Origin of the sequence: Pseudomonas sp. CFII64 (genome assembly GCF_000416235.1) — a bacterium.
GTDB lineage: Bacteria > Pseudomonadota > Gammaproteobacteria > Pseudomonadales > Pseudomonadaceae > Aquipseudomonas.
Genome location: NZ_ATLO01000009.1, coordinates 18,027 through 42,100 on the forward strand (window position 1 = coordinate 18,027; position 24,074 = coordinate 42,100).

Genomic DNA, 24,074 nt, shown 5'->3' on the forward strand with positions numbered 1-24,074 from the left:
CGATCAGCCTCGGATCACTCCGAAACCGCACCGACTATTGATCTGATGTCACGACGCTAGGCTGACCAAGATTGGCTGACCTGACGCTGTTCTGTAATTGCTGGGCTTCACCCTGCGTGTCGATCGGTCCCATCCGCACCCGATACAGCGTTTGCTGATTGCGTGCGATCGAACTGACGAAAACCGGTGCCCGGACCATCCCGCTGAGCTTCGACCTCAGGAGTTCCGCAGCGTCCGGATTGGCGAAGGCTCCCACCTGGAGAAATAGCCCAGACGCTTGTCCGGAAGCGTTTTTTTTTGCGTCGACCTGCAACGGGACAGCCGGCGCCGCGTGCTGCTGCGGCGGTGGCGTGTATTGTTCGATGGTGCCCGCCGAAACGGTCAGCGCCGGCGGCGTGGCCTGGGCGATAACCTGCGGCTGATTCGGCAACAGCGGCGCCGGACGGCCGTTCTGGGCCAGCCACTCTTGAGGATCGATGCCTTCGACCTTGACCCTGGCCGTGCCGGATTCGGCATAACCGAGCTTCTTGGCAGCGGCATAGGACAAATCGATGATGCGGTCGGAATAGAACGGTCCGCGATCATTGACGCGCAGGATTACCGTGCGGTTGTTGTCCAGGTTGGTCACCCGGACATAGCTCGGCAGCGGCAGGGTCTTGTGCGCGGCGCTCATCCCGTACAGGTCGTACACTTCGCCGTTGGCGGTGTTCTGACCATGGAATTTGGTGCCGTACCAGGACGCCGTGCCCGAGGCGACATAGCGTCGGGAATCATTGAGCGGGAAATAGGTTTTGCCCAGCACGGTGTACGGGTTGGCTTTATAAGGCCCGTTGTGCAGGGTTGGCGTGGCGTCGGGAATGCGCGACACGTCGACATCCCACCACGGCGCGCCGTCCTTGTGCGCCCGGTTGATATCCAGACCGGGCATATTACGCACTGTGGCGCCGCCTTTTTGCGGTGAACGGCTGGTATTGGAGGAACAACTCACCACCAGCAACGCGAGCGCAGCGTAGGACAGCAACTTCAGCGGTGTGCGAATCGGCATTGCCGGCATTACTTGACGCCCCGAGCTTGAACCAATAATTCAGACAGCTGATGCACGGTCATGGCGTACATCACGCTGCGGTTATAACGCGTGATTGCATAAAAATTTTTCAGACCCAGCCAGTATTCCGGCCCCTTATCGCCCTCAAGGCGAAATGCGGTCACCGGCAGGTCATCGCGCAGCGCATCATGACTCGCCCAACCCAACGCTCGCAACTCCCCAACGTTCTTTACCGGATCAATGCCCGGACTCAATCCTTCGTCGACCCGGTCGCCGCGCACACTGGCAAGGCTGACCACCGGCTCGCCAGCGACCCAGCCATGGCGCTTGAAGTAACTGGCGACACTGCCGATGGCGTCTTCTGGATCGGTCCAGATATTGATGTGGCCGTCGCCGTCGAAATCCACGGCGTACGCGCGAAAACTGCTCGGCATGAACTGCGGCAAACCCATGGCACCGGCATACGAGCCCTTGAGCGTCAGCGGATCGACCTGCTGTTCGCGGGCCAGCAGCAGGAACTCGCGCAGCTCCTTGCGGAAGAAATCGGCACGCGGCGGATAGTCAAAGCCCAGCGTGGACAAGGCGTCGATGACCCGATAGTTGCCGGTGTTGCGCCCGAAAAACGTCTCGACGCCAATAATCGACACGATCACCTGGGCCGGAACGCCGTATTCCTGTTCGGCACGGGCCAGCGCGGCCTCGTGCTGCCGCCAGAAATCCACACCTCGCGCGATGCGCGCGTCAGTGATGAACATCGGACGATATTCCTTCCATTGCTTGACCCGTTCGGCTGGGCGGGAAATCGCGTCGAGGATCGCCTGCTTGCGCTCCACTTCACGAAACACGTCAATCAACTGCTCGCCAGCGAAGCCGTAGTCGCGAGTCATCTGCGCGACGAACTCCGCAACCTGCGGCGAGCCTTCGTAATCCCCTGCCAATGCCTCTTGAACAGATCCAAGGATACCCACCAGGCCGACCAACGGAGCATATCGAGCCCAGTTACGCACTACTTGCATGGAATTCTTCACCTTAATCAAACCTGTGCGATCCACTTACGATGTGTGTGAATCGACATCAAAACTCCAAACGCTGACAGTAGGGTCACCAGCGAAGTTCCGCCGTAACTAATGAAGGGCAGCGGCACGCCCACAACCGGCAGCAGGCCACTGACCATACCGATGTTGACGAAAACGTAAACAAAAAATGTCATTGTCAGGCTGCCCGCGAGCAATTTGCCGAACAAAGTCTGCGCTTGAGCGGTGATGACCAGACCGCGCCCGATCAGCAGCAGGTAAATCAGCAGCAGCGCGCAAATCCCCACCAGGCCGAACTCTTCGCCCAGTACCGCAATAATGAAGTCAGTGTGGCTTTCCGGCAGGAAATCCAGGTGCGACTGGGTGCCCAGCAGCCAGCCCTTGCCAAACACGCCGCCCGAACCGATGGCCGCCTTGGACTGGATGATGTTCCAGCCGGTGCCGAGCGGATCGCTTTCCGGATCGAGGAAGGTCAGGATTCGCTGCTTCTGGTAGTCGTGCATGATGAAGAACCACATCGCCACGGCGATCGGCACAGCGGCAGCGATCACGCTGATGATCCAGCGCCAGCGCAAGCCAGCCATGAACAACACGAAGGTCCCCGAGGCCAGAATCAGCAGCGAGGTGCCCAGGTCCGGCTGGCGCACGATCAGGACGAACGGAATGCCGATCAGCCCCAGGCTGAGCGCAACATGCTTGAGATGCGGCGGCAGCGTGCGTTTCGACAAATACCAGGCAATGGTCGCCGGCATGATGATCTTGAGAAATTCCGAGGGCTGGAAGCGGATCACGCCGGGGATGTTGATCCAGCGGGTCGCGCCCATGGCGTTATGACCCATCACATCCACCACCACCAGCAGCAGAACGCCCAGCACATAGAGCACCGGCACCCAGCGCGCCATGAAACGCGGCTCCAGCTGCGCGATGATGACCATCGACAACAGGCCGATGCCGAACGAACTGGCCTGCTTGATCAGCAGATCCCAGTTCTTGCCGCTGGCCGAATACAGCACGAACAGGCTGCCGGCGGCCAATGTCAGCAACAGAATCAGCAGCGGGCCGTCGATATGGATGCGCTGCAGGAAGGTGGCGCGACGGCGCATCACATCTTCGCTGGACAGGATGCGGTCGAAATTACTCTTCACGGGCACTGGCCGCAGTCTCCACGGGTAAGATTCCGGCGTACTCGGGCTTGAGTGTGCCGTCGGGATTGAGCAGCCAGGCGTCCATCACCTGACGAACCACAGGAGCTGCGACGCCGGAGCCCGACTCGCCGTTCTCGACCATGACCGCAACCACGATCTTCGGGTTGTCGGCTGGCGCGAAGCCTACGAACAAGGCGTGGTCACGATGGCGCTCCTGAACCTTGGAACGGTCATATTTTTCGCCTTGCTTGATCGCCACGACCTGCGCGGTGCCGCTTTTCCCGGCGATCCGGTACTGCGCACCAATTGCCGCCTTGCGCGCCGTACCCCGCGCGCCGTGCATGACCTGCTGCATGCCATGGTTGACCTTGGCCCAATCCGACGGATCGCGCAGCACAATGTCCGGCATCGGGTTGTCATCGACAGGCGGCTGGCCTTCGATAGATTTGGCCAGATGCGGCCGATTCCATTTGCCCTTGTTGGCCACCAGCGCAGTGGCCTGGGCCAGTTGCAACGGCGTGGCCTGCATGTAGCCCTGACCGATCCCGAGGATCAAGGTCTCGCCAGGGAACCAGGCCTGGCGGCGGGTCGCGCGCTTCCAGTCCCGGGATGGCATCAGGCCAGGAGATTCTTCGAACATGTCCAGCGACACTTTCTGGCCGATGCCGAACTTGTTCATATAGGTAGCCAGCCGGTCGATGCCGATCTTGTGCGCCAGATCGTAAAAGTAGGTGTCATTGGAGCGCATGATCGCGGTGTCCAGATCGACCCAACCATCGCCGGTGCGGTTCCAGTTGCGGTATTTGTGATCGTAATTGGGCAGCTGATAAAAGCCGGGGTCGAAGACCCGCGACGAAGCGGTCACCACGCCGGAGTCCAGCCCGGCAATAGCCACGGCGGGCTTGATGGTCGATCCCGGCGGATACAAGCCGCGCAGAATCCGGTTGAACAGCGGTCGATCAATCGAATCGCGCAGCTCGGCGTAGGCCTTGAAGCTGATGCCGGTCACGAACAGGTTCGGGTCGAAACTCGGCGCACTGACCATCGCCAGGACTTCGCCAGTAGCCGGGTCAAGCGCAACGATTGCGCCGCGCCGCCCGCCCAGCGCCGCTTCTGCGGCTTGCTGCAGTTTGATGTCGAGGCTGAGCACGATGTCCTTGCCCGGCACCGGATCGGTCCGTTTAAGAACACGCAACACGCGACCTCGGGCGTTGGTTTCGACTTCTTCGTAACCGACCTGACCGTGCAGCTCGGGTTCGTAGAAACGCTCGATGCCGGTCTTGCCAATGTGATGGGTGCCGCTGTAGGCCACTGGATCGAGGCTCTTCAGCTCTTTCTCGTTGATCCGCCCCATGTAGCCCACCGAGTGCGCAAAATGCGGACCTTCCGGATAATGCCGCACCAGCTGCGCCACCACTTCAACGCCTGGCAGGCGGAACTGGTTGACGGCCACTCTGGCAATTTGTTCTTCGGTGAGTTCGAACAGAATCGGCACTGGCTCGAACGGCCGGCGTCCTTGCTTCATGCGTTTTTCGAAGATGGAACGGTCGTCCGGCGTCAGCTCCAGCACTTCGATGATGGTATCGAGCACCTGGGACCAGTCACCGGAACGCTCGCGGGTCATGCTCAGGCTGAAGCTGGGCCGGTTATCGGCCACCACCACGCCATTGCGGTCAAAGATCAAGCCCCGGCTGGGTGGGATCGGCTGGACATGAACCCGATTGTTTTCCGACAGGGTCGAGTGATATTCGTACTGGATGACCTGCAGGAAATACAGCCGCGCCACCAACACGCAAATCAGCACAACGACAGCCACAGCGCCGACCACGACCCGGCCGCGCACCAGACGTGCGTCTTTCTCATGGTCTTTTAGGCGGATCGGCTGAGACATTAGGGCGCAGTGCTATTTGTGATAAGGGTGCCCGGACAGAACTGTCCAGGCGCGGTAGATCTGCTCGCCAATCAGGATACGCACGAGCGGATGCGGCAGCGTCAGCGGCGATAACGACCAACGCTGCTCACTGCGCGCACAGACTTCCGGCGCCAGGCCTTCGGGGCCACCTACCATCAGGTTCACCGTGCGCGCGTCGAGCCGCCAGCGATCGAGTTCCACCGCCAGTTGCTCGGTGCTCCACGGCTTGCCCTGGACTTCGAGGGTCACGATCCGCTCGCCCGGCTGCACCTTGGCCAGCATGGCCTCGCCTTCCTGACGGATGAAGCGAGCCACGTCGGCATTCTTGCCACGGGTATTGAGCGGGATTTCCACCAGATCGAGCGCCAATTCGGATGGCAGACGCTTGGCATACTCGTGCCAACCCTCTTCCACCCATTTGGGCATGCGCGAACCGACCGCGATCAGACGCAGACGCACAACGACCTCTTACTGCTGGTCTTTGTTGAGCTTGTTGAAATGCTCATGGCCGACTTCAGGGCTGTGGTGCTTGGCATCCGCCGCACGGCTTTGCTCCGCACCCTGCCACAGACGCTCAAGGTCATAGAACTGACGGGCGTTGGCGGTCATCACGTGAACGATGACGTCACCCAGGTCCAGCAGCACCCAGTCACTGTCGCCCTTGCCTTCTTCGCTCAAGGATTTCAGGCCGGCAGCCTTGACCTTGTCGCGCACGCTATCGACCAATGCGTTCAGTTGACGGTTGGAAGTACCGGTGCAGATCAGCATGTAGTCGGCGATGCTGGTTTTGTCGCGCACATCGATGGTTTGAATGTCGGTGCCTTTGACGTCTTCCAGTGCTGCGATAGCAATCTGGACGACTTCTTCACTGCTCATTTTTTGCTTTGTCATAAAAAACTCAATTTGCTCGTATGTGTGGAAACGCCAAAACGCTTATCGATCAAAGCAGTTGTGGGGCGTTCCCTCAGTTTTTCGGCGCATGGTACAGCCCGTGCGCTTCGATATAGGCCAGTACCGCGTCTGGCACCAGATAACGTACCGACTTCCCGCTGGCCAGCAGTTGGCGGATCTGGGTGGCAGACACGGATAACGGTGTCTGCCAGACGAATGTAATTTGCCCGCCCGGCCCTTTCAGGGCCTTTGGATCACTGACTGCGCGTGCCGCCAGCAGATTGCGCATGGCATCCGGCGATTCGCTGTCCGCGTCCGGGCGCTGCAGCACCACAATATGGCAGTGCTCCAACAGTTCATCCCAACGATGCCAGGTCGGTAGCCCACAAAAGGCATCCCAACCCAGCAACAGGAATAACTGGTCCTGCGCGGCCAGTTCGGCCCGCGTCGATTCCAGTGTATCAATGGTGTAGGACGGCTTGTCCCGCTTCAGTTCACGGTCATCCACCGTCAAAGGCGGCACGCCGACAACTGCGCATTCGACCATCGCCAGACGATCCTGCGCCGAGACACTCGGCGTATCACGATGGGGTGGCCGGGCGCTGGGCGTCAGGCGTAACTCATCCAGTTCAAGCAACGCGGCGACTTCCAGCGCACCGCGCAGATGGCCGATATGCACCGGGTCAAAGGTGCCACCCAGAATCCCGATGCGTTTGGGCATAAGCGCAGCGGCGTGCCGTTCAGGCTCGCTCAAGTCAGGCTGGCTCCTGTCCACGCAGCTGGCCATCACCGATCACGATGTACTTCTCGCAGGTCAGGCCTTCGAGACCGACCGGACCGCGGGCGTGCAGCTTATCAGTAGAAATGCCGATCTCGGCACCCAATCCGTATTCGAAGCCATCGGCGAAGCTGGTTGGCGCGTTGACCATCACCGAACTGGAGTCGACTTCGGCCATGAAGCGCCGCACTTGCCCCTGATGATCGGAGACGATGGCATCGCTGTGATGCGAGCCATAGTGATTGATGTGTTCGATGGCCTGATCCAGCCCGGTGACGATGCGGATCGACAGAATCGGCGCCAGATACTCGGTATTCCAGTCTTCTTCGGTCGCAACGTTCGCCTCGATCAACTCGCGGGTACGCTCGCAACCGCGCAGTTCAACGCCTTTTTCCCGGAACTGGGCAGCCATTTGCGGCAGAAACTCGGCGGCGATGGTTTGATCCACCAGCAGGGTTTCCATCGCGCCACATATCCCGTAACGATAAGTTTTGGCGTTGAACGCAATACGCTGGGCTTTGGGCAGATCGGCGTGAGCACTGACATAGACGTGGCAGATGCCGTCCAGATGCTTGATGACCGGCACCCGCGCATCACGGCTGACGCGCTCGATCAAACCTTTGCCGCCACGCGGAACAATGACGTCGACGAACTCGGGCATGGTGATCAACGCACCGACGGCGGCGCGGTCAGTGGTTTCCACGACCTGAACGACGGCAGCCGGCAAGTCGGCTTCGGCCAGGCCGCGCTGGATGCAGGCAGCAATCGCCTTGTTGGAGTGAATCGCCTCGGACCCACCGCGCAGGATGGTCGCATTGCCAGACTTCAGGCACAGGCTCGCGGCATCAATGGTCACGTTGGGCCGCGACTCATAGATGATCCCGACCACGCCCAGCGGCACGCGCATCTTGCCGACCTGAATACCGGACGGGCGAAAGCTCATGTCGCGGATTGCGCCAATCGGGTCTGGAAGGTTCGCTACCTGACGCAACCCGACGATCATGCTGTCGATCCGTGCGGGGGTCAGGGCCAAACGTTCGAGCATTGCCGGCTCAAGACCATTGGCGCGGCCGGCGGCCAGGTCCATGTCATTGGCAGCAGACAATTGAGCGCGAGCTTCATCCAGAGCAGCGGCGGTGGCCAATAGCGCGCGGTTTTTCTGCGCAGTGCTGGCACGGCCGATCACTCGCGAAGCTTCGCGGGCGGCTTGACCCAGGCGGGTCATGTAGTCAAGAACAGACTCAGTCATGGTCTCAGAGGTCTTGGCATAGAGGAAAGCGGCCGATTATAGCTGTCAAGCGCCGCTAACGACAGCAGTGACAGGCGGATGGTCGAGAACAGTGCGAAAACGGGCTTCGAGGGATCGTTTTGTGGGCGGATTGCTCTGTTGGAGGCTTGCCCGCGAATCAAGCGCCTCGGTGGGCCGGATATACGGCGTAATTGTTCATATCCCGTAGGACCGGCTTCAGCCGGGAGGCGTCAGGTACATTCACAACAGTTGCGTCGTCAGACCTTGCGCCCTCCCGGCTGAAGCCGGTCCTACGATCGCTAGGCGCTCGTTCTTCGCGAGCATGCGTTCAGTGTCGGTTGGAGCGAGGCTTGCCCGCGAAGAACGATAACGAGGCAGGTCTGGTGTACCGAGGCGCCAGATTCGCGGGCACGTGGGAACGCCGCCCGCCCGCCCCAACGGGGCCGGAAGGTATCTAACTCTGCACTATTCAGCTCCAATTAAGATTGAGGTTGCTATCATCACGGCCCACCCGCCGCCACTTCATGTATCCCCATGCCTGACGCCCTTCCCGACAGTTTTTTCCATCGCGATGCACAAGTGCTGGCCCGCGCGCTGCTGGGCAAGGTCATTCGTCACAAGGTGGGCGAGCTCTGGCTGGCGGCGCGGATTATCGAGACCGAAGCGTATTACTGCGCCGAAAAAGGCAGTCACGCGTCCCTGGGTTACACCGAGAAGCGCAAAGCGCTGTTTCTCGACGGCGGCCACATCTATATGTATTACGCCCGGGGCGGCGACTCGCTGAACTTCAGTGCCGAGGGCCCGGGCAATGCGGTGCTGATCAAATCCGCCTTCCCGTGGGTCGACGCCGTATCGGACGCCAACAGTCTGGCGCAAATGCAACTGAACAACCCGGACGCCAGCGGTGCGATCCGCCCACCCGAGCGGCTGTGTGCAGGCCAGACGCTGCTGTGCAAGGCGCTGGGCCTGAAAGTGCCGATGTGGGACGCCAAACGCTTCGATCCCGAGCAATTGCTGGTGGAAGACGTAAACCAGAACCCGCGTCAGATTATTCAAACCACGCGCCTGGGCATCCCGACCGGCCGTGACGAACACCTGCTGTACCGCTTCGTCGATGCCCAATACGCGCGTTTCTGTACACGGAACCCGCTGCGGCGCGGCCAGGTCGAAGGCCGCGACTACTTTCTAATCGATCAAGGAAACTGACCCATGGGGCCATGGCTCGATAGCATCACCGGTTGGCTGGCGGCAAACCCTTCGTGGCTGAGCGTGGCCATTTTCGTGGTGGCATTTATCGAGTGTCTGGCCATCGCCGGGATCATCGTGCCCGGCACGGTTTTGCTGTTTGCCGTCGCCGCTTTGGCGGGCAGCGGCGTGCTGCCGTTGGGTAAAGTCTTGCTGCTGGGGTTTGTCGGCGGACTACTCGGCGATGCGATTTCCTATTTCGTGGGCCGAAGGTTTCACCAGAACATCCGCCGCTTGCCGGGCCTGCGCCATCATCCCGAATGGATTGGCGGTGCCGAGACTTACTTTCAGCGCTACGGCATTGCCAGCTTGCTGGTCGGGCGTTTCATTGGACCGCTGAGGCCCATGTTGCCGATGGTGGCCGGCATGTTCGACATGCCGTTCCCGCGCTTCGCCGCAGTCAGTGTTGTCGCGGCGGCGGGATGGTCGATTGTTTATCTGCTGCCGGGCTGGGCCGCCGGTGCGGCGGTTCGTCTGCCGTTGCCGGAAGGTTTCTGGCCGCAGGCAGCTGTGGTCGGTGGCGGCATGGCCGTGCTGCTCGCCGTGGCAGTGCAAAGCAGTCTGCGCGCCAAGCGTTACGCGACCAAGGTCATTGCGCTGGTCGCCGGGATCATGTTGGGCGGCCTGTTTCTGGGCTGGCCGTACCTGACGCAGTTCGATAACGGCATCATGACGCTGGTACAGGAACATCGCAGTGCCGCAGCCGATGACTTTGTGATCGTGGTGACCGGGCTGGGCGATTTCCGCACGCAGTTTTTCGCCGCAGCCCTGTTGCTGGCCCTGCTGCTGATCACCAAGCAATGGCGTCATGCGCTATTTGCCGGGGCGACCACCTTGGGTTGCGCCATCGTCAACGGCAGCATGAAATACATTTTCGCCCGCGCCCGCCCGGAAGTGCTGCTAGAACCGCTCACCACTTACAGCATGCCCAGTGGCCACAGTTCGGCCGCGTTCGGCTTGTTCATGACGCTGGCGGTGCTGGCCGGCCGCGGGCAACCGGTGCGTTTGCGCCTGACCTGGCTGCTGCTGGGCGGCATCCCGGCGCTGTCGATTGCCATGTCACGGGTGTATCTGGGCGTGCATTGGCCGACAGACGTCCTGGCCGGGATGATGCTGGCGTTCTGCGTGTGCGCCGCCAGCCTGGCCTTCGTCCAGCGTGACACGTCGTTGAATGCCTTGCCGGTGCGGGTCTGGTGGCTGATCCTGCCGGCACTGGTCGCGTTGTTCAGCGCCTTTGCCTTGCATTCGCTGCCCCATGCGATCCTGCGCTATCAGTATTGATTCACGCAGGCTGGCAGCTCAGGCCTGCAAATCGCCCTGCATTTCATCGAGCAGATCCTGGATCGCGTCGAGACGCTCTTCCGCGTCGTCGATTTCCAGCAGCTCGATCTTGTCTTCCTCAGTGAACGGCAGCAGATACGCCAACTGATTGGCCAGCGATTGCTGGCCATTGGCGATCAGGCCCATGTTCAACGCGGCAACCATCGGATGCTCGGCCAGGGCGGCGAGCAAGGCGACCAGGTCGGCATCTTCTTCCTGCAATGGCCGCTCTTGCGGTTCGTCCAGCCATTGCACCTGGGCGATCAGCAACTGGTCGCGCTGGGTCTCGGTGCTGAGTACGCGAAAACGCCGCCCGCCCTCCACGCGAATACCCAGCAGGCCATTGTCCTGCTGCTGAAAATCGCGCACCAAGGCCTCGCAGCCGATCAGCGAATAGCCCGCTGGCGCATCGCCGACCTCTTTACCTTCGGTGATGCACACCACGCCAAAGCCTTCGCCTTGTTTCATGCAGCGGCTGATCATGTCCAGATAGCGCGCCTCGAACAATTGCAGGTCGAGCACACACCCCGGAAACAGCACAGCATTGAGTGGAAAAAGCGGCAACGTCATACAAAAGTACCCTTTAAACGACCAAAGACACCGCGAGCGGCAAGAACAACGCCGTCGCGACACCCATCAGACTCATTGCCAGCGCAGCAAACGCGCCGCACTCCTCACCTTCCTGCAACGCCGCCGAAGTACCCACCGCATGGGCCGTAAGGCCCAGCGCCATGCCTCGGGCAGCGGGGCTTTTCACACCCGCCAGAGTCAGCAGACCGGGACCGAATATTGCCCCGATCACGCCAGTAATCAACACGAACACCGCCGCCAGCGCCGCCACACCGCCAATCTGCTCGGCGACCAGCATGGCGATGGGTGAAGTAACCGACTTGGGCGCCATGGTCATCAGAATCATGTGATCGGCGCCAAACAGCCAGCCCAGCAGCACGCACAACCCGGTGGCGAAGACGCCGCCCACTACCAGCGTAGTTAAAGTCGGCCACAGCAACTGCCGAATCCTGCGCAAATTCAGAAAAAGCGGCACCGCCAGCGCGACGGTCGCTGGCCCGAGCAGAATGCTGAGGATTTCCGTGCTCTTGCGGTATTCGGCGTAGCTCAGGCCACAACTGAGCAAAACGCCAATGACCACCAGCATCGACACCAGCACCGGCTGCAAAAACACCCAGCGGGTTTTCTCGTAACCGGCCAGCACCAGCTGATAAGCGCCGAGGGTAATGGCGATGCCGAACAATGGATGATGAATCACCGACATCGCAGCGCCGTGCCAGTCCAGACTCATGTCGGCTCCCGGCGGCGTGCCTGACGCTCGATGAGTTTTTGCATCAGCCAGCCGGCGAACGTCAGGGCGATCAACAGCGACAACACCAACGAGCCAACGATGGCCCAGAAATCCTCGGCAATCGCTGCGGCGTAGACCATCACGCCCACGGCAGGCGGCACCAGCAGCAACGGCAGATAGCGCAGCAGACTGCTGGCCGCCAGGCTGATCGGTTCACTGACCTCGCCGCGCACCATGAGGTACACCAGCATCAGCACCAGCCCGATAATCGGCCCGGGCAGTATCGACAAAAACAAATGATTGAGCGCAGTGCCGAGCAATTGGAACAGCACCAGCCAGGTCAAACCCCGTAACAACATAAAAAGCTCCAGCAAATCGGCGGCGACATTATAGGCACGCAGCCATGATGGCTATGGATCGGCATTCGCAAAGCCGCACTTGGCGAACCATCCCTTGACCAATCCTCAACCCTCTGCTGATCTTGGATTTCACTTGCGAAGGCAAAATCCTACGCAAAAAGATGAAAAAGCAGTAATACAAAAAAGAAAACGACGAAGACAAGGAGAGTGCCTATGCCGTTTGTACCTGTTACCGAGCTCAAGAATTATGTCGGCAAGGAGCTGGGATATTCCGAATGGCTGACCATTGATCAGGAGCGCATCAACCTGTTCGCCGAAGCTACAGGTGATTTCCAGTTCATTCACGTGGACCCGGTCAAAGCCGCCCAGACACCATTCGGCGGGACCATCGCCCACGGATTTCTGTCGTTGTCGCTCATCCCCAAGCTGATGGAGAACCTGCTGGTGATGCCCGAAGGCTTGAAGATGGCAATCAACTACGGCCTGGACAGCGTGCGCTTCATCCAGCCGGTGAAGGTCAACTCGCGCGTTCGTCTAAAAGTTGAACTGACCGAGGTGACTGAAAAAAAACCGGGGCAGTGGCTGCTCAAAGCCACGGCCACACTGGAGATCGAGGGCCAGGAGAAGCCGGCGTTCGTCGCTGAACCCTTGTCCATGTGCTTCGTGTAACACTGTTAAATCACGAAACAGTCGTTACAGACTGTTTCGTCTCTCTTCCTGGCTGCGGCATACTCCCACCGGCTGTGCGATGGCGCCCGCTCGGGCACATTCGAAACTCGCCTGGCTTTAAATTTTTCGGGATCTTCCATGCGCGCGCTTGTTCCACTGGCTCTGTCACTCCTAATCGCTGCCTGCGGTGACGGCGAACCGCTGTCCCCTCCCGACGCACGCCTGCCCGACGGCGGACGCTATCGCGGCGATGTGGTCAACGGCTTGCTGCAAGGCCAGGGACGAATCGATTACCCCAATGGCAGCTGGTACGCCGGGCAGTTTCAGAATGGCCAGTGGCATGGCCAGGGCGAATGGCACGCGAGCAATGGCGACGTCTATAAAGGTAGCTTCGCCAATGGCCTGTTCGATGGACACGGCACACTGACCACCAGCGGCGGCAGTTATGTCGGCGGCTTCAAGCTGGGTCGGCGCGAAGGCGAAGGCACGCTCAAAGAAAAAGGCCTGACCTATCGCGGCGCATTCAAGGCTGACCAATACGACGGCCTGGGTCGCCTCGAACTCGATGATGGCAGCCAGTATCAAGGTCAGTTCTCCCGTGGCAAACCCAACGGCGAAGGCCAGCGCAGCGACGCCAGCGGCAACCAATTCAGCGGCAACTTCGTCAATGGTCAGCTGCAAGGCATCGGCAGCTTCAACAGCGCCGATGGCGATCAATACGTCGGCGGCTTCGTCAATAACCAACTCAACGGTCATGGCCGCTACGAAAACAGCGACGGCGACGTGTGGGTCGGGATGTTCAAGGACGGCGCGCTCAACGGCCGAGGTGAACTGATCGGCGCCGATGGCAGCCACTATGTTGGTGAATTCAGCGGCTGGAAATTCTCCGGGCAAGGTCGTCTGCGGCTGGTCGACGGCAGCACTTACGTGGGCGAATTTGCCGATGACACTTATCAGGGCCAGGGCATTCTGACCTCCGCGCAAGGCACGGTGCAGAGCGGTTTCTGGGTCAACAGCCAGCGCGTGCGGGACGCTCAAGGCAAGCTGCTGCCGGATTCACTGGAAGTCGGCATGCTGGCTCAAGGCCCGCTGCTGGAAAAAGCCCTGGCCGCCGTGCCCGTTTCAACACCCGCTGTAGAGCTGTTCAGCTTGGTGGTGGGCGGCGACGGCAAGCAAAGTGTGTTCATGCGTGAGGCCGACTATGTCAGCAACCTGCTGGCCTCGCGCTTCGGTGCTTACGGGCAGATAAGCCTGGTCAACCATCGCGATCACATGATTGATCGGCCATTGGCAACCCGGGAAAACATCAGCCGCGCCATGCGCACCCTCGCGCAACGCAGCGGGCCGGAAGACCTGCTGTTCATTTACCTGACCAGTCACGGCACCCAGGATCACGAACTGGTGCTGGATCAGCCGCGCATCGAACTGGCGGATCTGCCCGCCGATGAGCTGGCAGCGGTCATGGCGCCCTTGAAAAACCGCGACAAGGTCGTGGTGATTTCGGCGTGCTATTCCGGCGGTTTCATTCCGGCCTTGAAAGACGAGCGCACGATGGTGATCACCGCATCCCGAGAAGACCGGGTGTCCTTCGGCTGCTCGGAAGAAGCGGACTTCACTTATTTCGGCGACGCGCTGTTCGCCAAGGCGCTGGTCGCCACCGACGACCTGCAGCAAGCCTTCAACGCTGCAAAAGACATCGTCGCCGAGCGAGAAATCGCCGACAATTTCGACGCCTCGGAACCGCAGATCTGGGCGCCGAAAGGCGTCATTGCGCATTGGAACCTGCTGCGCAGGAGCCAGGCGGAACGTGCACTCAATACGGTATCGACTCGCAAGGAAGCGAAGACCGTCGGCAGCCACTAAGCTGTCGTCTATCAAGGGAGAATGCTATGTACTTGACGCCGCAACACATCCTGCTCGCCGGTGCGACCGGCCTCACGGGCGAACACTTGCTGGATCGCCTGCTCAATGAACCCACGGTCACCCGCGTGCTGGCCCCGACCCGCCGACCTTTGGCCGAGCACCCGCGACTGGAAAACCCGGTCGGTGAATTGCCAACCCTGCTGCCGACGTTAAGCGGTCAGGTTGATATCGCTTTCTGTTGCCTGGGCAGCACCATCAAACAGGCCGGGTCGCAGGACGCATTTCGCGCCATTGATCTGGACATGGTGGTGGCTTTCGGCAAACGCGCCCGGGAAATGGGCGCGCGGCATTTGCTGGTGATCAGCGCCATCAATGCGGACCCAGGCTCCAGCGTGTTCTACACCCGCACCAAGGGTGAGATGGAGCTGGCGCTCAAGGCGCAGGACTGGCCGCAACTGACCATCGCCCGCCCTTCGCTGCTGGTGGGCAATCGCAATGAAACGCGCCTGGCCGAACAACTCGCCGCGCCCATCGCCAAGCTGATCCCCGGCAAATACGGCGCCATCGAGGCCTGCAGCCTGGCGCGAGCGCTGTGGCGGCTAGCCCTGGAAGAACAATCCGGCGAGCGAGTCGTGGAGTCCGATGAGTTGAGGAAGTTGGGGAAGTAGTGCAAACGCACGTCTCGCTCCAACAGGTGTTCAACAGCCTACAAACCACCCGTCGCCTGAAACCCAACTCCCAACGCGGTGAGCAGCGACAACGGCAGCAGCAGGGTATCAAGCACTGCGCTGCCGGGCAGATCGAGCCCCGGATAGCTCGGCGCCTCGGCACCGAAACGGTCCATCGCGCAGCAACCGCCCTGCAGCGCATACAAATCCAGCCGCGTCCCGGCGTACACCACCGGCGCGCCGGGCTGCGCGGCGTTGAGCGTGCGGGCGGTGGCGCAACCGGTCAGCGCCAGCGCCAGCGCAATCAGCAGCAGCTTATTCATCAGCGCTCAAGTGATGCTCGCCCCAACGCGGCAGCATGTCTTGCGGGATATTCAGCAGGTTGAGGATTCTGGCGACCACGAAGTCAATCAAGTCGTCGATGGTTTGTGGCTGATGATAAAAGCCGGGCGATGCCGGAAGAATCACCGCGCCCAGGTTCGACAGCTTGAGCATGTTCTCCAGATGGATGCTGGAAAACGGCGCTTCACGGGGCACCAGAATCAGCTGCCGACGCTCCTTGAGGGTTACATCCGCAGCCCGTTCGATCAGGTTATTGCAGGCGCCGGTGGCAATCGCCGACAAAGTCCCGGTCGAGCACGGCACCACGACCATCGCAGCGGGTGAGCCCGAGCCCGAGGCCACGGGCGACATCCAGTCTTCCTTGCCATACACGCGAATCTGCCCGGCTGCCGCGCCGGTGTACTCGGTGAGGAACGCCTGCATCATGCTCGGTTTGGGCGGCAGCAAGACATCAGTCTCGGTGGCCATGACCAACTGCGCGGCCTTGGAAATCAGGAAGTGCACTTCGCGATCTTCGCGCACCAGACAATCCAGCAGGCGCAGGCCATATTGCGCGCCCGAAGCACCGGTCATGGCCACGGTGACGCGTTCCGGGCCGTTCATTGCAACGCCTCGGCCAGCTTGCCGTGCAGGCCGCCGAAGCCGCCGTTGCTCATGATCACGATGTGCGTGCCCGGCTGCGCCTGGCTTTTCACCCGGGCAATAATCCCTTCCAGCGAATCGCAAACCACGGCGGGCACCGCACACAGCGCGGCGGTACCGGCCAGATCCCAGCCCAGATTGGCCGGGGCATACCACACCACTTGATCGGCTTGCTGCACGCTTTCCGGCAGGCCGTCGCGATGGGCACCGAGCTTCATGGAGTTGGAGCGTGGCTCGATGATCGCGATCAGTGGCGCATCGCCAATTTTCTTGCGCAGGCCATCCAGGGTGGTGGCGATAGCGGTCGGATGGTGGGCGAAGTCGTCATAAATGGTGATGCCGCGCACTTCGGCGACCTTCTCCATGCGTCGCTTGACGCTTTTGAACGCGCTCAAGGCGTCAACGCCCATGGCTGGCACGACGCCAACATGGCGCGCAGCGGCCAGGGTTGCCAGGGCGTTGGCCACGTTGTGCTGGCCAGTCATGTCCCACTCGACCACGCCTTGCAGCTGGCCTTCGAAAAGCACTTCAAAGCGCGAACCGTCTTCGCTGAGCAAGCGCGCCTGCCACTGGCCGTTCTGACCGGTGGTTTGTACCGGCGTCCAGCAACCCATCTGAATGACCCGCGTCAGCGCCGGTTCAGTGGTGGGATGAATCACCAGGCCTTCACTTGGAATGGTGCGCACCAAGTGATGGAACTGCCGCTCGATGGCAGGCAGATCGGGAAAGATGTCGGCATGATCGAACTCAAGGTTATTGAGGATCGCGGTGCGCGGGCGGTAATGCACGAACTTGGAACGCTTGTCGAAAAATGCGCTGTCGTATTCGTCGGCTTCCACCACAAAAAAAGGCGTGCCACCCAGACGGGCCGACACCGCGAAATTCTGCGGTACGCCGCCAATCAGGAACCCAGGGCTCATGCCCGCGTGCTCCAGCACCCAGGCCAGCATGCTGCTGGTGGTGGTTTTGCCATGCGTGCCGGCAACCGCCAGCACCCAGCGACCTTGCAGCACGTGATCGGCGAGCCATTGCGGGCCGGACACGTAAGGCAGGCCTTTATTCAGCACGTACTCGACCGCCGGATTGCCCCGCGACAGCGCGTTGCCAATCACCACCAGATCAGGTGCGGGGTCGAGCTGCTCCGGGCCGTAACCCTGAGTCAGTTCGATGCCTTGAGCCTGCAATTGCGTGCTCATCGGCGGATAGACATTGGCGTCGGAGCCGGTGACCCGATGGCCCAACTCTTTGGCGAGCACCGCCAGCGAACCCATGAAAGTGCCGCAAATACCAAGGATATGAATATGCATGACCACCTCTTAAAACATCCGCGCAGGTTAGCTCAGGGGCGGTGAAATGGCACTTAGTGTTTGTGAAGGGCAGATTCCGATCCATTAATGAAATGCGTCCCGTTGGAGCGAGCATTTCAATTCAATGGCCATGCGTTGTTCACCGCGCAATCCCATGCTTGCGCAATTTTCGATACAACGTATTACGGCTGATCCCCAGCTGCCGGGCGCTGTGGGTCATGTGCCAGCGGTGGGACTCAAGCGTCGAGATCAACGCGCTGCGCTCGGCGTCTTCCAGCGGATGCTCAGCCACTGACAGCGCCACGACCGGCGCAGCGCCAAGACGAATGGCCGCTGGAAGATCGTCAAAACCGATCCGGTTCTCTTCACACAACGCAGCCAGCGTACGCAACACCGTGCGCAACTGCCTGACGTTACCCGGCCAGGCGAAACCCAATAACGCCTTACGCGCTTCGCCGTCTATGGTCAGGCGCTGCCCGGCAGACTCTTGAGTCAGCAGGAAATCCAGCAACTGCGACTTGTCGCTGCGCTCCCGCAAGGCCGGCAACGCCACTTCCAGCCCATTGAGCCGGTAATACAAATCCTCACGAAAGCTGCCATCGGAAACGCGCTCCAGCAAATTCCGGTGGGTCGCGCTGATAATTCGTACATCCACCGCTTGAGGTTCGCCGCCAATCGGCACCACCAGGCGATCTTCCAGCACCCGCAGCAAACGGGTTTGCAGGGCCAGCGGCATGTCGCCGATTTCATCGAGGAACAACGTCCCGCCGTCCGCCTGCTGCAGCTTGCCGCGCATGCCTTCCTTGCGCGCGCCGGTAAAGCTGCCGCCGCGATAGCCGAACAGTTCGCTTTCGATGAGGCTTTCCGGGATTGCTGCGCAGTTCAGCGCGACGAACGCCTTGCTCGAACGCAGGCTGGCCTGATGCACGGCCTTGGCGAAGGCTTCCTTCCCGGAGCCGGTTTCGCCATTGATCAACAACGGTACGTCGCGCTCGAAGACCCGCAGCGCGCGGCGAAAATCGTTCTGCAATGCCTCATCGCCCAGGCAAATGCCGCTGGGCGGGAGAGCTTGGGTCGCGGGCTGGACCACCCGTGCCGTCGGGCCCTTTGCCGTGCGGGGCAGTTGCCCACGCAAGGCGGCGAAGAATCCGCGGCCGTCGCGAGTGCGCAGCGGCCAACGGGTATGTGCCTCAGGATTGGCGCGCCCCAACAGTTCACTGAGTGAACAGTCAAAAAACATCTCCACCGGCTGGCCCAGCAGTTGACTGCGACCCAGGCCCAGCAGGTTCAAGGCACTTTGATTCAGGGCGCTGATGCGGCCTTCGCCATCGAACGCCAGCAGCCCTTCGCTGAACAGCCCGACCGATTCGGATTGCACGTGAAAGCGCAGCAACCACTGATCTTCGAAGTGATGCCGGAAATAGCTGCTCTCGATGAGTTTCGCCGACAGATTGACCAGCGCCATGGTGTGGAACTGGCTTTGCCGCGACACATCATCGCGCGCCGAGGACACGTCGAGAACAGCCAGCAAATCGCCATGAGGATCGAAAACCGGACTGGCCGAACACGTCAGGCCGGTATGACGGCCACGAAAATGTTCGTCGCGATGAATGGTCAACGGCTGGCGCTCTACTAAACAGGTGCCGATGCCATTGGTGCCTTCGCACGCCTCGCTCCAGTCAGCGCCCAGCCACAACCCGGCCCGCTCGAAAACCGTACGCTCGGCAGGCGCGGTGACGCAGTTGAGGATCACGCCGCGCGCATCGGTCAGCAGCACGGCGTGGCCGTCCGCCAACTGCTGATGCAGGCTGCTCATTTCCTGACCGGCGACGCTCAGCACTTGCTGCAAACGCTGGCGGCTTTCCAATACGCGATCATGTTCGAGCACCACCGGCGCGTTGGCGTGCGCGGGGTCGAGATGGTAATCGTCCAGGCAACGCAGCCAGGAACGGACGATGGACGGATCGCTGCCAGGGCCGCGCAATTGCGCCTCGCCTTTGGCGACCGTCAGGACTTGTTGCGCGTGCCGGGTCAGATGATTGCTGTGCACTTTTTATTGTTCTCCACTTTTGTATTTTTCATGGGAGTTACCGCCCAGCATCCTCCTGCGCGTAAGCCTTTGCAATCGCGTCGCCATCAACGTCAGCCGGACGTATCGAATCTGGCACAAAGTGTCACGCACCCCTGCGCCACGGGTGGCACAGCGCGATCCCAACACCTGCCGTTCATCCTTGCACAAGCCGCTAAATCAGTGCTTTGCACGCAGTGGCCCGCCCTTTGCTCTACGCTTTAACAAGTGCAACCGCGCGTTGTCACCCCGCTTCGTCGCAGCTCCCCCAACAACAAGAATCAGGAGATAACACCATGCGTTACGCACATCCCGGTACCGAAGGCGCTCTGGTCAACTTCAAGGAGCGTTACGGTAACTTCATCGGCGGCGAGTTCGTGGCCCCGGTCAAGGGTCAATATTTCACCAACACTTCGCCGGTCACCGGCAAGCCGATTGCTGAATTCCCGCGTTCCACTGCCGAAGACATCGAAAAAGCCCTGGATGCCGCGCATGCCGCATCCGAAGCCTGGGGCTCAACCTCCGTGCAGGCTCGCTCCCTGGCCCTGCTGAAAATCGCCGACCGCATCGAGCAAAACCTCGAAGTCCTGGCCATTACCGAAACCTGGGACAACGGCAAGGCCGTCCGCGAAACCCTGAACGCCGATATCCCGCTGGCCGTTGACCACTTCCGCTACTTCGCTGGCGTACTGCGTGCCCAGGAAGGCAGCGCCGCAGAAATCGACGGCAACACCGTCGCGTATCACATCCATGAACCGCTGGGCGTGGTCGGTCAGATCATCCCGTGGAACTTCCCGATCCTGATGGCTGCCTGGAAACTCGCGCCAGCCCTGGCTGCGGGTAACTGCGTGGTGCTCAAGCCCGCCGAACAAACGCCGCTGGGCATCACCGTGCTGATGGAACTGATCGGCGACCTGCTGCCGCCCGGTGTTCTGAACGTCGTTCAAGGCTACGGCCGCGAAGCTGGCGAAGCGCTGGCCAGCAGCAAACGGATTGCCAAGATCGCCTTCACCGGTTCGACGCCGGTTGGCTCGCACATCATGAGTCTGGCGGCCGCCAACATCATCCCGTCCACCGTGGAACTGGGCGGCAAATCGCCGAACATCTTCTTCGAAGACATCATGAGCGCCGAGCCTGAGTTCATCGACAAAGCCGCTGAAGGCATCGTGCTGGCATTCTTCAACCAGGGCGAAGTCTGCACCTGCCCATCCCGCGCACTGATTCAGGAATCCATCTATCCGCAGTTCATGGAAGTCGTGATGCAGAAGGTGCTGAAGATCAAGCGTGGCGACCCGCTGGACACCGAAACCATGGTCGGCGCCCAGGCTTCGCAGCAGCAATTCGACAAGATTCTTTCTTACCTGGAAATCGCTCAGGGCGAAGGCGCCGAGCTGCTGACGGGCGGTAAGGTCGAAAAACTGGAAGGCGACATGGCGACGGGTTACTACATCCAGCCGACCTTGCTCAAAGGCAACAACAAAATGCGGGTGTTCCAGGAAGAAATCTTCGGTCCGGTGGTCAGCGTCACGACCTTCAAGGACGAAGCCGAAGCCCTGGCCATCGCCAACGATACCGAGTTCGGCCTGGGTGCCGGTCTGTGGACTCGCGACATCAACCGCGCCTACCGCGTCGGCCGCGCAATCAAAGCCGGTCGCGTCTGGACCAACTGCTACCACCTATACCCGGCGCACGCCGCGTTCGGTGGCTACAAGAAGTCCGGCGTTGGCCGCGAAACCCACAAAGTCGCGCTTGAGCACTACCAGCAGACCAAAAACCTGCTGGTGAGCTACGACATCAACCCGTTGGGCTTCTTCTAAACCCGGCGGCTTGACCACCAATGGCCTCTTCGGAGGCCATTGGTGTTTCTGGAGCAGCATCTGCTTTACTTCAAATCATTAGATTGCGCTTTCTAAAGGCGTTAGGCAGCATCGGCTCAACACCCGATCGAACCGTTCGTCACCGTCCCGGTATTTGCCCTAAGTGAAGTTGAGGCCACCATGCGGATCATCAAAGCCACGCTGGAACATCTGGACCTGCTCTGCCCATTGTTCGTCAAATACCGCGAGTTCTACGGCGAACATCCTTTCCCGGAATCTTCACGCAGCTTCCTGGAAAAACGCCTGCGCCGTGACGAGTCAGTGATCTATCTTGCGCTGCCGGACGACGATGACAGCAAGCTGCTGGGCTTCTGCCAGCTTTATCCGAGCTACTCCTCGCTGTCCCTCAAACGTGTCTGGATCCTCAACGACATCTACGTCGCCGAGGACGCCCGTCGCCAACTGGTCGCGGACCATTTGATGAGAAGCGCGAAAAAAATGGCCAAGGAATCCCAGGCCGTGCGCATGCGGGTGTCCACCAGCAGCAACAATGAAGTCGCGCAGAAAGTCTACGAATCCATCGGCTTTCGCGAAGACAAGGAATTCAAGAACTACGTGCTGCCGATCAATGGGGATTGAGCCGATCGCACGTCAAACGCGGAACCGGCAGGAGGGGACTTGTCCCCGAAGGCGGTGGTCCATGCGACGATAGAACCCGAACATTTAGCGTTGCTTGATCTGACGCCTTCGGGGACAAGTCCCCTCCTACCGACTGCCTATGACGGCATCCTGGACAAATCCAGTCACACAAATACGCGCCGCGTTCCAGGCAGAACGTCGGTCATCGCCCCCTCACGCATTTCTCCCTCTATAATCGCGCCCTGATTACCCTCAGCAGTTTCTTCCGCACGTGACCCGGCCGTGGGTCAGCTACACAGGCGCCTTACATGGATTTCAACCCGCTCGACCTCATTCTTCACCTGGATGTCTATCTGGACCTCCTGGTCACCCACTACGGCACCTGGGTTTACGCGATCCTGTTCCTGGTGATTTTCTGCGAAACCGGCCTGGTGGTCATGCCCTTCCTGCCCGGCGACTCGCTGCTGTTCATCGCCGGCGCGGTGGCTGCCGGTGGTGGTATGGACCCGGTTCTGCTGGGCGGGCTGCTGATGTTCGCCGCGATAATCGGCGACAGCACCAACTACATCATCGGCCGCACCGCTGGCGAACGGCTGTTCAGCAATCCGAAGTCGAAGATCTTCCGCCGGGACTATCTGGAGCGCACCCACGAGTTCTACGAGCGCCATGGCGGCAAGACCGTAACGCTGGCACGCTTTCTGCCGATCATCCGCACCTTCGCCCCGTTCGTGGCCGGCGTTGGCAAAATGCATTACCCGCGCTTCCTGGGCTTCAGCGTGCTGGGCTCGGTGCTGTGGGTTGGCAGCCTGGTCACGCTCGGTTATTTCTTCGGCAACGTGCCCTTTATCAAGAAAAACCTGTCTGTGCTGGTGCTGGCAATCATCCTGCTGTCGCTGCTGCCGATGATTGTGGGCGTGGTCCGCAGCCGCATGGCCCGCTCAGCCGACGCCCGCTAGACGATGTGGTCGTTCAGCCAATGGCGTCGCCGCCGCACGCTGGCAAAAAACCCGGTCGCACCCGAGCTTTGGCTGCGGGTGCGACAACACTTGCCGATTCTCGACGGCCTGAGCGCTGAACAGGAGATTCTGCTGCGTGAGAACAGCGTGCTGTTTCTCCAGGACAAGCACATCACCACCTTGCCCGGCGTCGAGCTGAACGACGAACAGCGTCTGTTCCTTGCCGCTCAAGCCCAACTGCCGCTGCTCAATCTGGGCGATCTGAACTGGTATCAGAATTTCCACGAACTGGTGATTTACCCCGACGACTTCCGCAGCCCGCAACGCCATCGCGACGCAAGCGGCGTCGAGCACGAGTGGGACGGCGAACACAGCGGCGAAGCCTGGCAACAAGGCCCGGTGATCCTCGCATTGCCCGGTGTGTTATCCAGTGGCGACTGGGATGCCTACAATCTGGTTATTCATGAGCTGGCGCACAAACTCGACATGCTCAATGGCGACGCCAACGGTTTGCCGCCCTTGCACAGCGACATGCGGGTCAGCGACTGGGCGAGCATCATGCAAAGTGCCTATGACGATCTCAATCGGCAGCTGGATCGCCACCCGCACCTGGAACCCGCCATCGATCCTTACGCAGCGGAAAATCCCGCCGAATTCTTCGCCGTGACCAGTGAATACTTCTTCAGCGCCCCGGATTTGCTGGGCGAGGCTTACCCGGCAGTCTACGAACAACTCAAGGCGTTCTACCGCCAGGATCCGCTTGCCCGCCTGATTTCGCTGCAGCGTGATGAACCTTCGTACAAGACTCAACACTAAAGGGCTACA

General features: G+C 60.5%; 24 protein-coding genes. 9 read left to right on the forward strand and 15 right to left on the reverse strand.

Annotation, left to right across the window (positions count from 1 at the left end):
• Positions 1-34: 34 nt before the first annotated feature.
• The 8 genes from CFII64_RS04600 to CFII64_RS04635 form a co-directional block, all read right to left on the reverse strand.
• Positions 35-1,054: a septal ring lytic transglycosylase RlpA family protein gene (locus CFII64_RS04600; RefSeq protein ID WP_020289598.1), complete on the reverse strand. Its 1,020-nt coding sequence runs from the start codon at positions 1,052-1,054 to the stop codon at positions 35-37.
• Positions 1,054-2,073 carry a lytic murein transglycosylase B gene (gene mltB / locus CFII64_RS04605; RefSeq protein WP_371106421.1) on the reverse strand — a complete coding sequence of 340 codons (1,020 nt, stop codon included), beginning with the start codon at positions 2,071-2,073 and terminating at the stop codon, positions 1,054-1,056. Before mltB ends, CFII64_RS04600 begins: the two co-directional genes overlap by 1 nt.
• A gap of 5 nt (positions 2,074-2,078) precedes the next feature.
• Complete coding sequence (rodA, locus tag CFII64_RS04610; RefSeq protein WP_052026574.1) at positions 2,079-3,182, reverse strand: rod shape-determining protein RodA; 1,104 nt, start codon at positions 3,180-3,182, stop codon at positions 2,079-2,081.
• A gap of 31 nt (positions 3,183-3,213) precedes the next feature.
• Positions 3,214-5,115: a penicillin-binding protein 2 gene (gene mrdA, locus CFII64_RS04615; RefSeq protein WP_020289601.1), complete on the reverse strand. Its 1,902-nt coding sequence runs from the start codon at positions 5,113-5,115 to the stop codon at positions 3,214-3,216.
• Between the two features lie 12 nt (positions 5,116-5,127).
• Positions 5,128-5,595 (reverse strand): 23S rRNA (pseudouridine(1915)-N(3))-methyltransferase RlmH, encoded by a 468-nt coding sequence (gene rlmH, locus CFII64_RS04620; RefSeq protein WP_020289602.1) that lies wholly within the window; start codon positions 5,593-5,595, stop codon positions 5,128-5,130.
• A 9-nt stretch (positions 5,596-5,604) separates the two neighbouring features.
• Positions 5,605-6,027, reverse strand: a complete 423-nt coding sequence (gene rsfS, locus CFII64_RS04625; protein ID WP_020289603.1) for a ribosome silencing factor — start codon at positions 6,025-6,027, stop codon at positions 5,605-5,607.
• Positions 6,028-6,100: 73 nt separating this feature from the next.
• Entirely contained in the window at positions 6,101-6,748 is a 648-nt protein-coding gene (nadD, locus tag CFII64_RS04630; protein ID WP_020289604.1) for a nicotinate-nucleotide adenylyltransferase, read from the reverse strand.
• Between the two features lie 34 nt (positions 6,749-6,782).
• Positions 6,783-8,054, reverse strand: a complete 1,272-nt coding sequence (locus tag CFII64_RS04635; RefSeq protein WP_020289605.1) for a glutamate-5-semialdehyde dehydrogenase — start codon at positions 8,052-8,054, stop codon at positions 6,783-6,785.
• Positions 8,055-8,588: 534 nt separating this feature from the next.
• Here CFII64_RS04635 and CFII64_RS04640 point away from each other — a divergent pair.
• Positions 8,589-9,260 carry a DNA-3-methyladenine glycosylase gene (locus CFII64_RS04640; RefSeq protein WP_020289606.1) on the forward strand — a complete coding sequence of 224 codons (672 nt, stop codon included), beginning with the start codon at positions 8,589-8,591 and terminating at the stop codon, positions 9,258-9,260.
• A 3-nt stretch (positions 9,261-9,263) separates the two neighbouring features.
• Entirely contained in the window at positions 9,264-10,580 is a 1,317-nt protein-coding gene (locus CFII64_RS04645; RefSeq protein ID WP_020289607.1) for a bifunctional DedA family/phosphatase PAP2 family protein, read from the forward strand.
• 18 nt (positions 10,581-10,598) lie between these two features.
• On the opposite strand, the gene CFII64_RS04650 is transcribed toward CFII64_RS04645, so the two are convergent.
• The 3 genes from CFII64_RS04650 to CFII64_RS04660 are packed head-to-tail and all read right to left on the reverse strand — an operon-like array spanning position 10,599 to position 12,278.
• A complete protein-coding gene (locus CFII64_RS04650) occupies positions 10,599-11,189 on the reverse strand; it encodes an LON peptidase substrate-binding domain-containing protein (RefSeq protein WP_020289608.1) in 591 nt (196 codons plus the stop codon).
• A gap of 13 nt (positions 11,190-11,202) precedes the next feature.
• The gene (locus CFII64_RS04655; protein WP_177325398.1) at positions 11,203-11,913 is read right to left on the reverse strand and encodes an LrgB family protein; all 711 of its coding nucleotides are present in this window, start codon (positions 11,911-11,913) and stop codon (positions 11,203-11,205) included.
• Between the two features lie 2 nt (positions 11,914-11,915).
• On the reverse strand, positions 11,916-12,278 hold the full coding sequence (locus tag CFII64_RS04660; RefSeq protein ID WP_020289610.1) for a CidA/LrgA family protein: 363 nt from the start codon (positions 12,276-12,278) through the stop codon (positions 11,916-11,918).
• 213 nt (positions 12,279-12,491) lie between these two features.
• On the opposite strand from CFII64_RS04660, the gene CFII64_RS04665 reads away from it, so the two are divergent.
• The 3 genes from CFII64_RS04665 to CFII64_RS04675 all read left to right on the forward strand — a co-directional run bounded on the left by CFII64_RS04665 (position 12,492) and on the right by CFII64_RS04675 (position 15,478).
• A complete protein-coding gene (locus CFII64_RS04665; protein ID WP_020289611.1) occupies positions 12,492-12,947 on the forward strand; it encodes a MaoC family dehydratase in 456 nt (151 codons plus the stop codon).
• A gap of 138 nt (positions 12,948-13,085) precedes the next feature.
• Positions 13,086-14,810, forward strand: a complete 1,725-nt coding sequence (locus tag CFII64_RS04670) for a C13 family peptidase (RefSeq protein WP_020289612.1) — start codon at positions 13,086-13,088, stop codon at positions 14,808-14,810.
• A 26-nt stretch (positions 14,811-14,836) separates the two neighbouring features.
• A complete protein-coding gene (locus CFII64_RS04675) occupies positions 14,837-15,478 on the forward strand; it encodes an NAD(P)H-binding protein (RefSeq protein WP_020289613.1) in 642 nt (213 codons plus the stop codon).
• A gap of 38 nt (positions 15,479-15,516) precedes the next feature.
• Here CFII64_RS04675 and CFII64_RS04680 read toward each other — a convergent pair whose 3' ends face one another.
• The 4 genes from CFII64_RS04680 to CFII64_RS04695 all read right to left on the reverse strand — a co-directional run bounded on the left by CFII64_RS04680 (position 15,517) and on the right by CFII64_RS04695 (position 19,819).
• Positions 15,517-15,801 carry a YceK/YidQ family lipoprotein gene (locus CFII64_RS04680; RefSeq protein WP_020289614.1) on the reverse strand — a complete coding sequence of 95 codons (285 nt, stop codon included), beginning with the start codon at positions 15,799-15,801 and terminating at the stop codon, positions 15,517-15,519.
• Positions 15,794-16,423, reverse strand: a complete 630-nt coding sequence (ubiX, locus tag CFII64_RS04685; protein ID WP_020289615.1) for a flavin prenyltransferase UbiX — start codon at positions 16,421-16,423, stop codon at positions 15,794-15,796. Before ubiX ends, CFII64_RS04680 begins: the two co-directional genes overlap by 8 nt.
• Positions 16,420-17,769 (reverse strand): UDP-N-acetylmuramate:L-alanyl-gamma-D-glutamyl-meso-diaminopimelate ligase, encoded by a 1,350-nt coding sequence (gene mpl / locus CFII64_RS04690; protein WP_020289616.1) that lies wholly within the window; start codon positions 17,767-17,769, stop codon positions 16,420-16,422. The genes ubiX and mpl overlap by 4 nt, the downstream gene beginning before the upstream one ends.
• 139 nt (positions 17,770-17,908) lie before the next feature.
• Positions 17,909-19,819 (reverse strand): sigma-54-dependent Fis family transcriptional regulator, encoded by a 1,911-nt coding sequence (locus CFII64_RS04695; RefSeq protein WP_020289617.1) that lies wholly within the window; start codon positions 19,817-19,819, stop codon positions 17,909-17,911.
• 314 nt (positions 19,820-20,133) lie between these two features.
• Between CFII64_RS04695 and CFII64_RS04700 the strand changes: the two genes are divergently transcribed.
• The 4 genes from CFII64_RS04700 (at position 20,134) to CFII64_RS04715 (ending at position 24,065) form a co-directional block, all read left to right on the forward strand.
• On the forward strand, positions 20,134-21,654 hold the full coding sequence (locus CFII64_RS04700) for an aldehyde dehydrogenase family protein (protein ID WP_020289618.1): 1,521 nt from the start codon (positions 20,134-20,136) through the stop codon (positions 21,652-21,654).
• Positions 21,655-21,834: 180 nt separating this feature from the next.
• Entirely contained in the window at positions 21,835-22,293 is a 459-nt protein-coding gene (locus tag CFII64_RS04705; protein ID WP_020289619.1) for an N-acetyltransferase, read from the forward strand.
• Between the two features lie 308 nt (positions 22,294-22,601).
• Positions 22,602-23,249: a DedA family protein gene (locus CFII64_RS04710; RefSeq protein ID WP_020289620.1), complete on the forward strand. Its 648-nt coding sequence runs from the start codon at positions 22,602-22,604 to the stop codon at positions 23,247-23,249.
• Positions 23,250-23,252: 3 nt separating this feature from the next.
• Positions 23,253-24,065 (forward strand): zinc-dependent peptidase, encoded by an 813-nt coding sequence (locus CFII64_RS04715; protein ID WP_020289621.1) that lies wholly within the window; start codon positions 23,253-23,255, stop codon positions 24,063-24,065.
• The last annotated feature ends 9 nt before the right edge of the window (positions 24,066-24,074 follow it).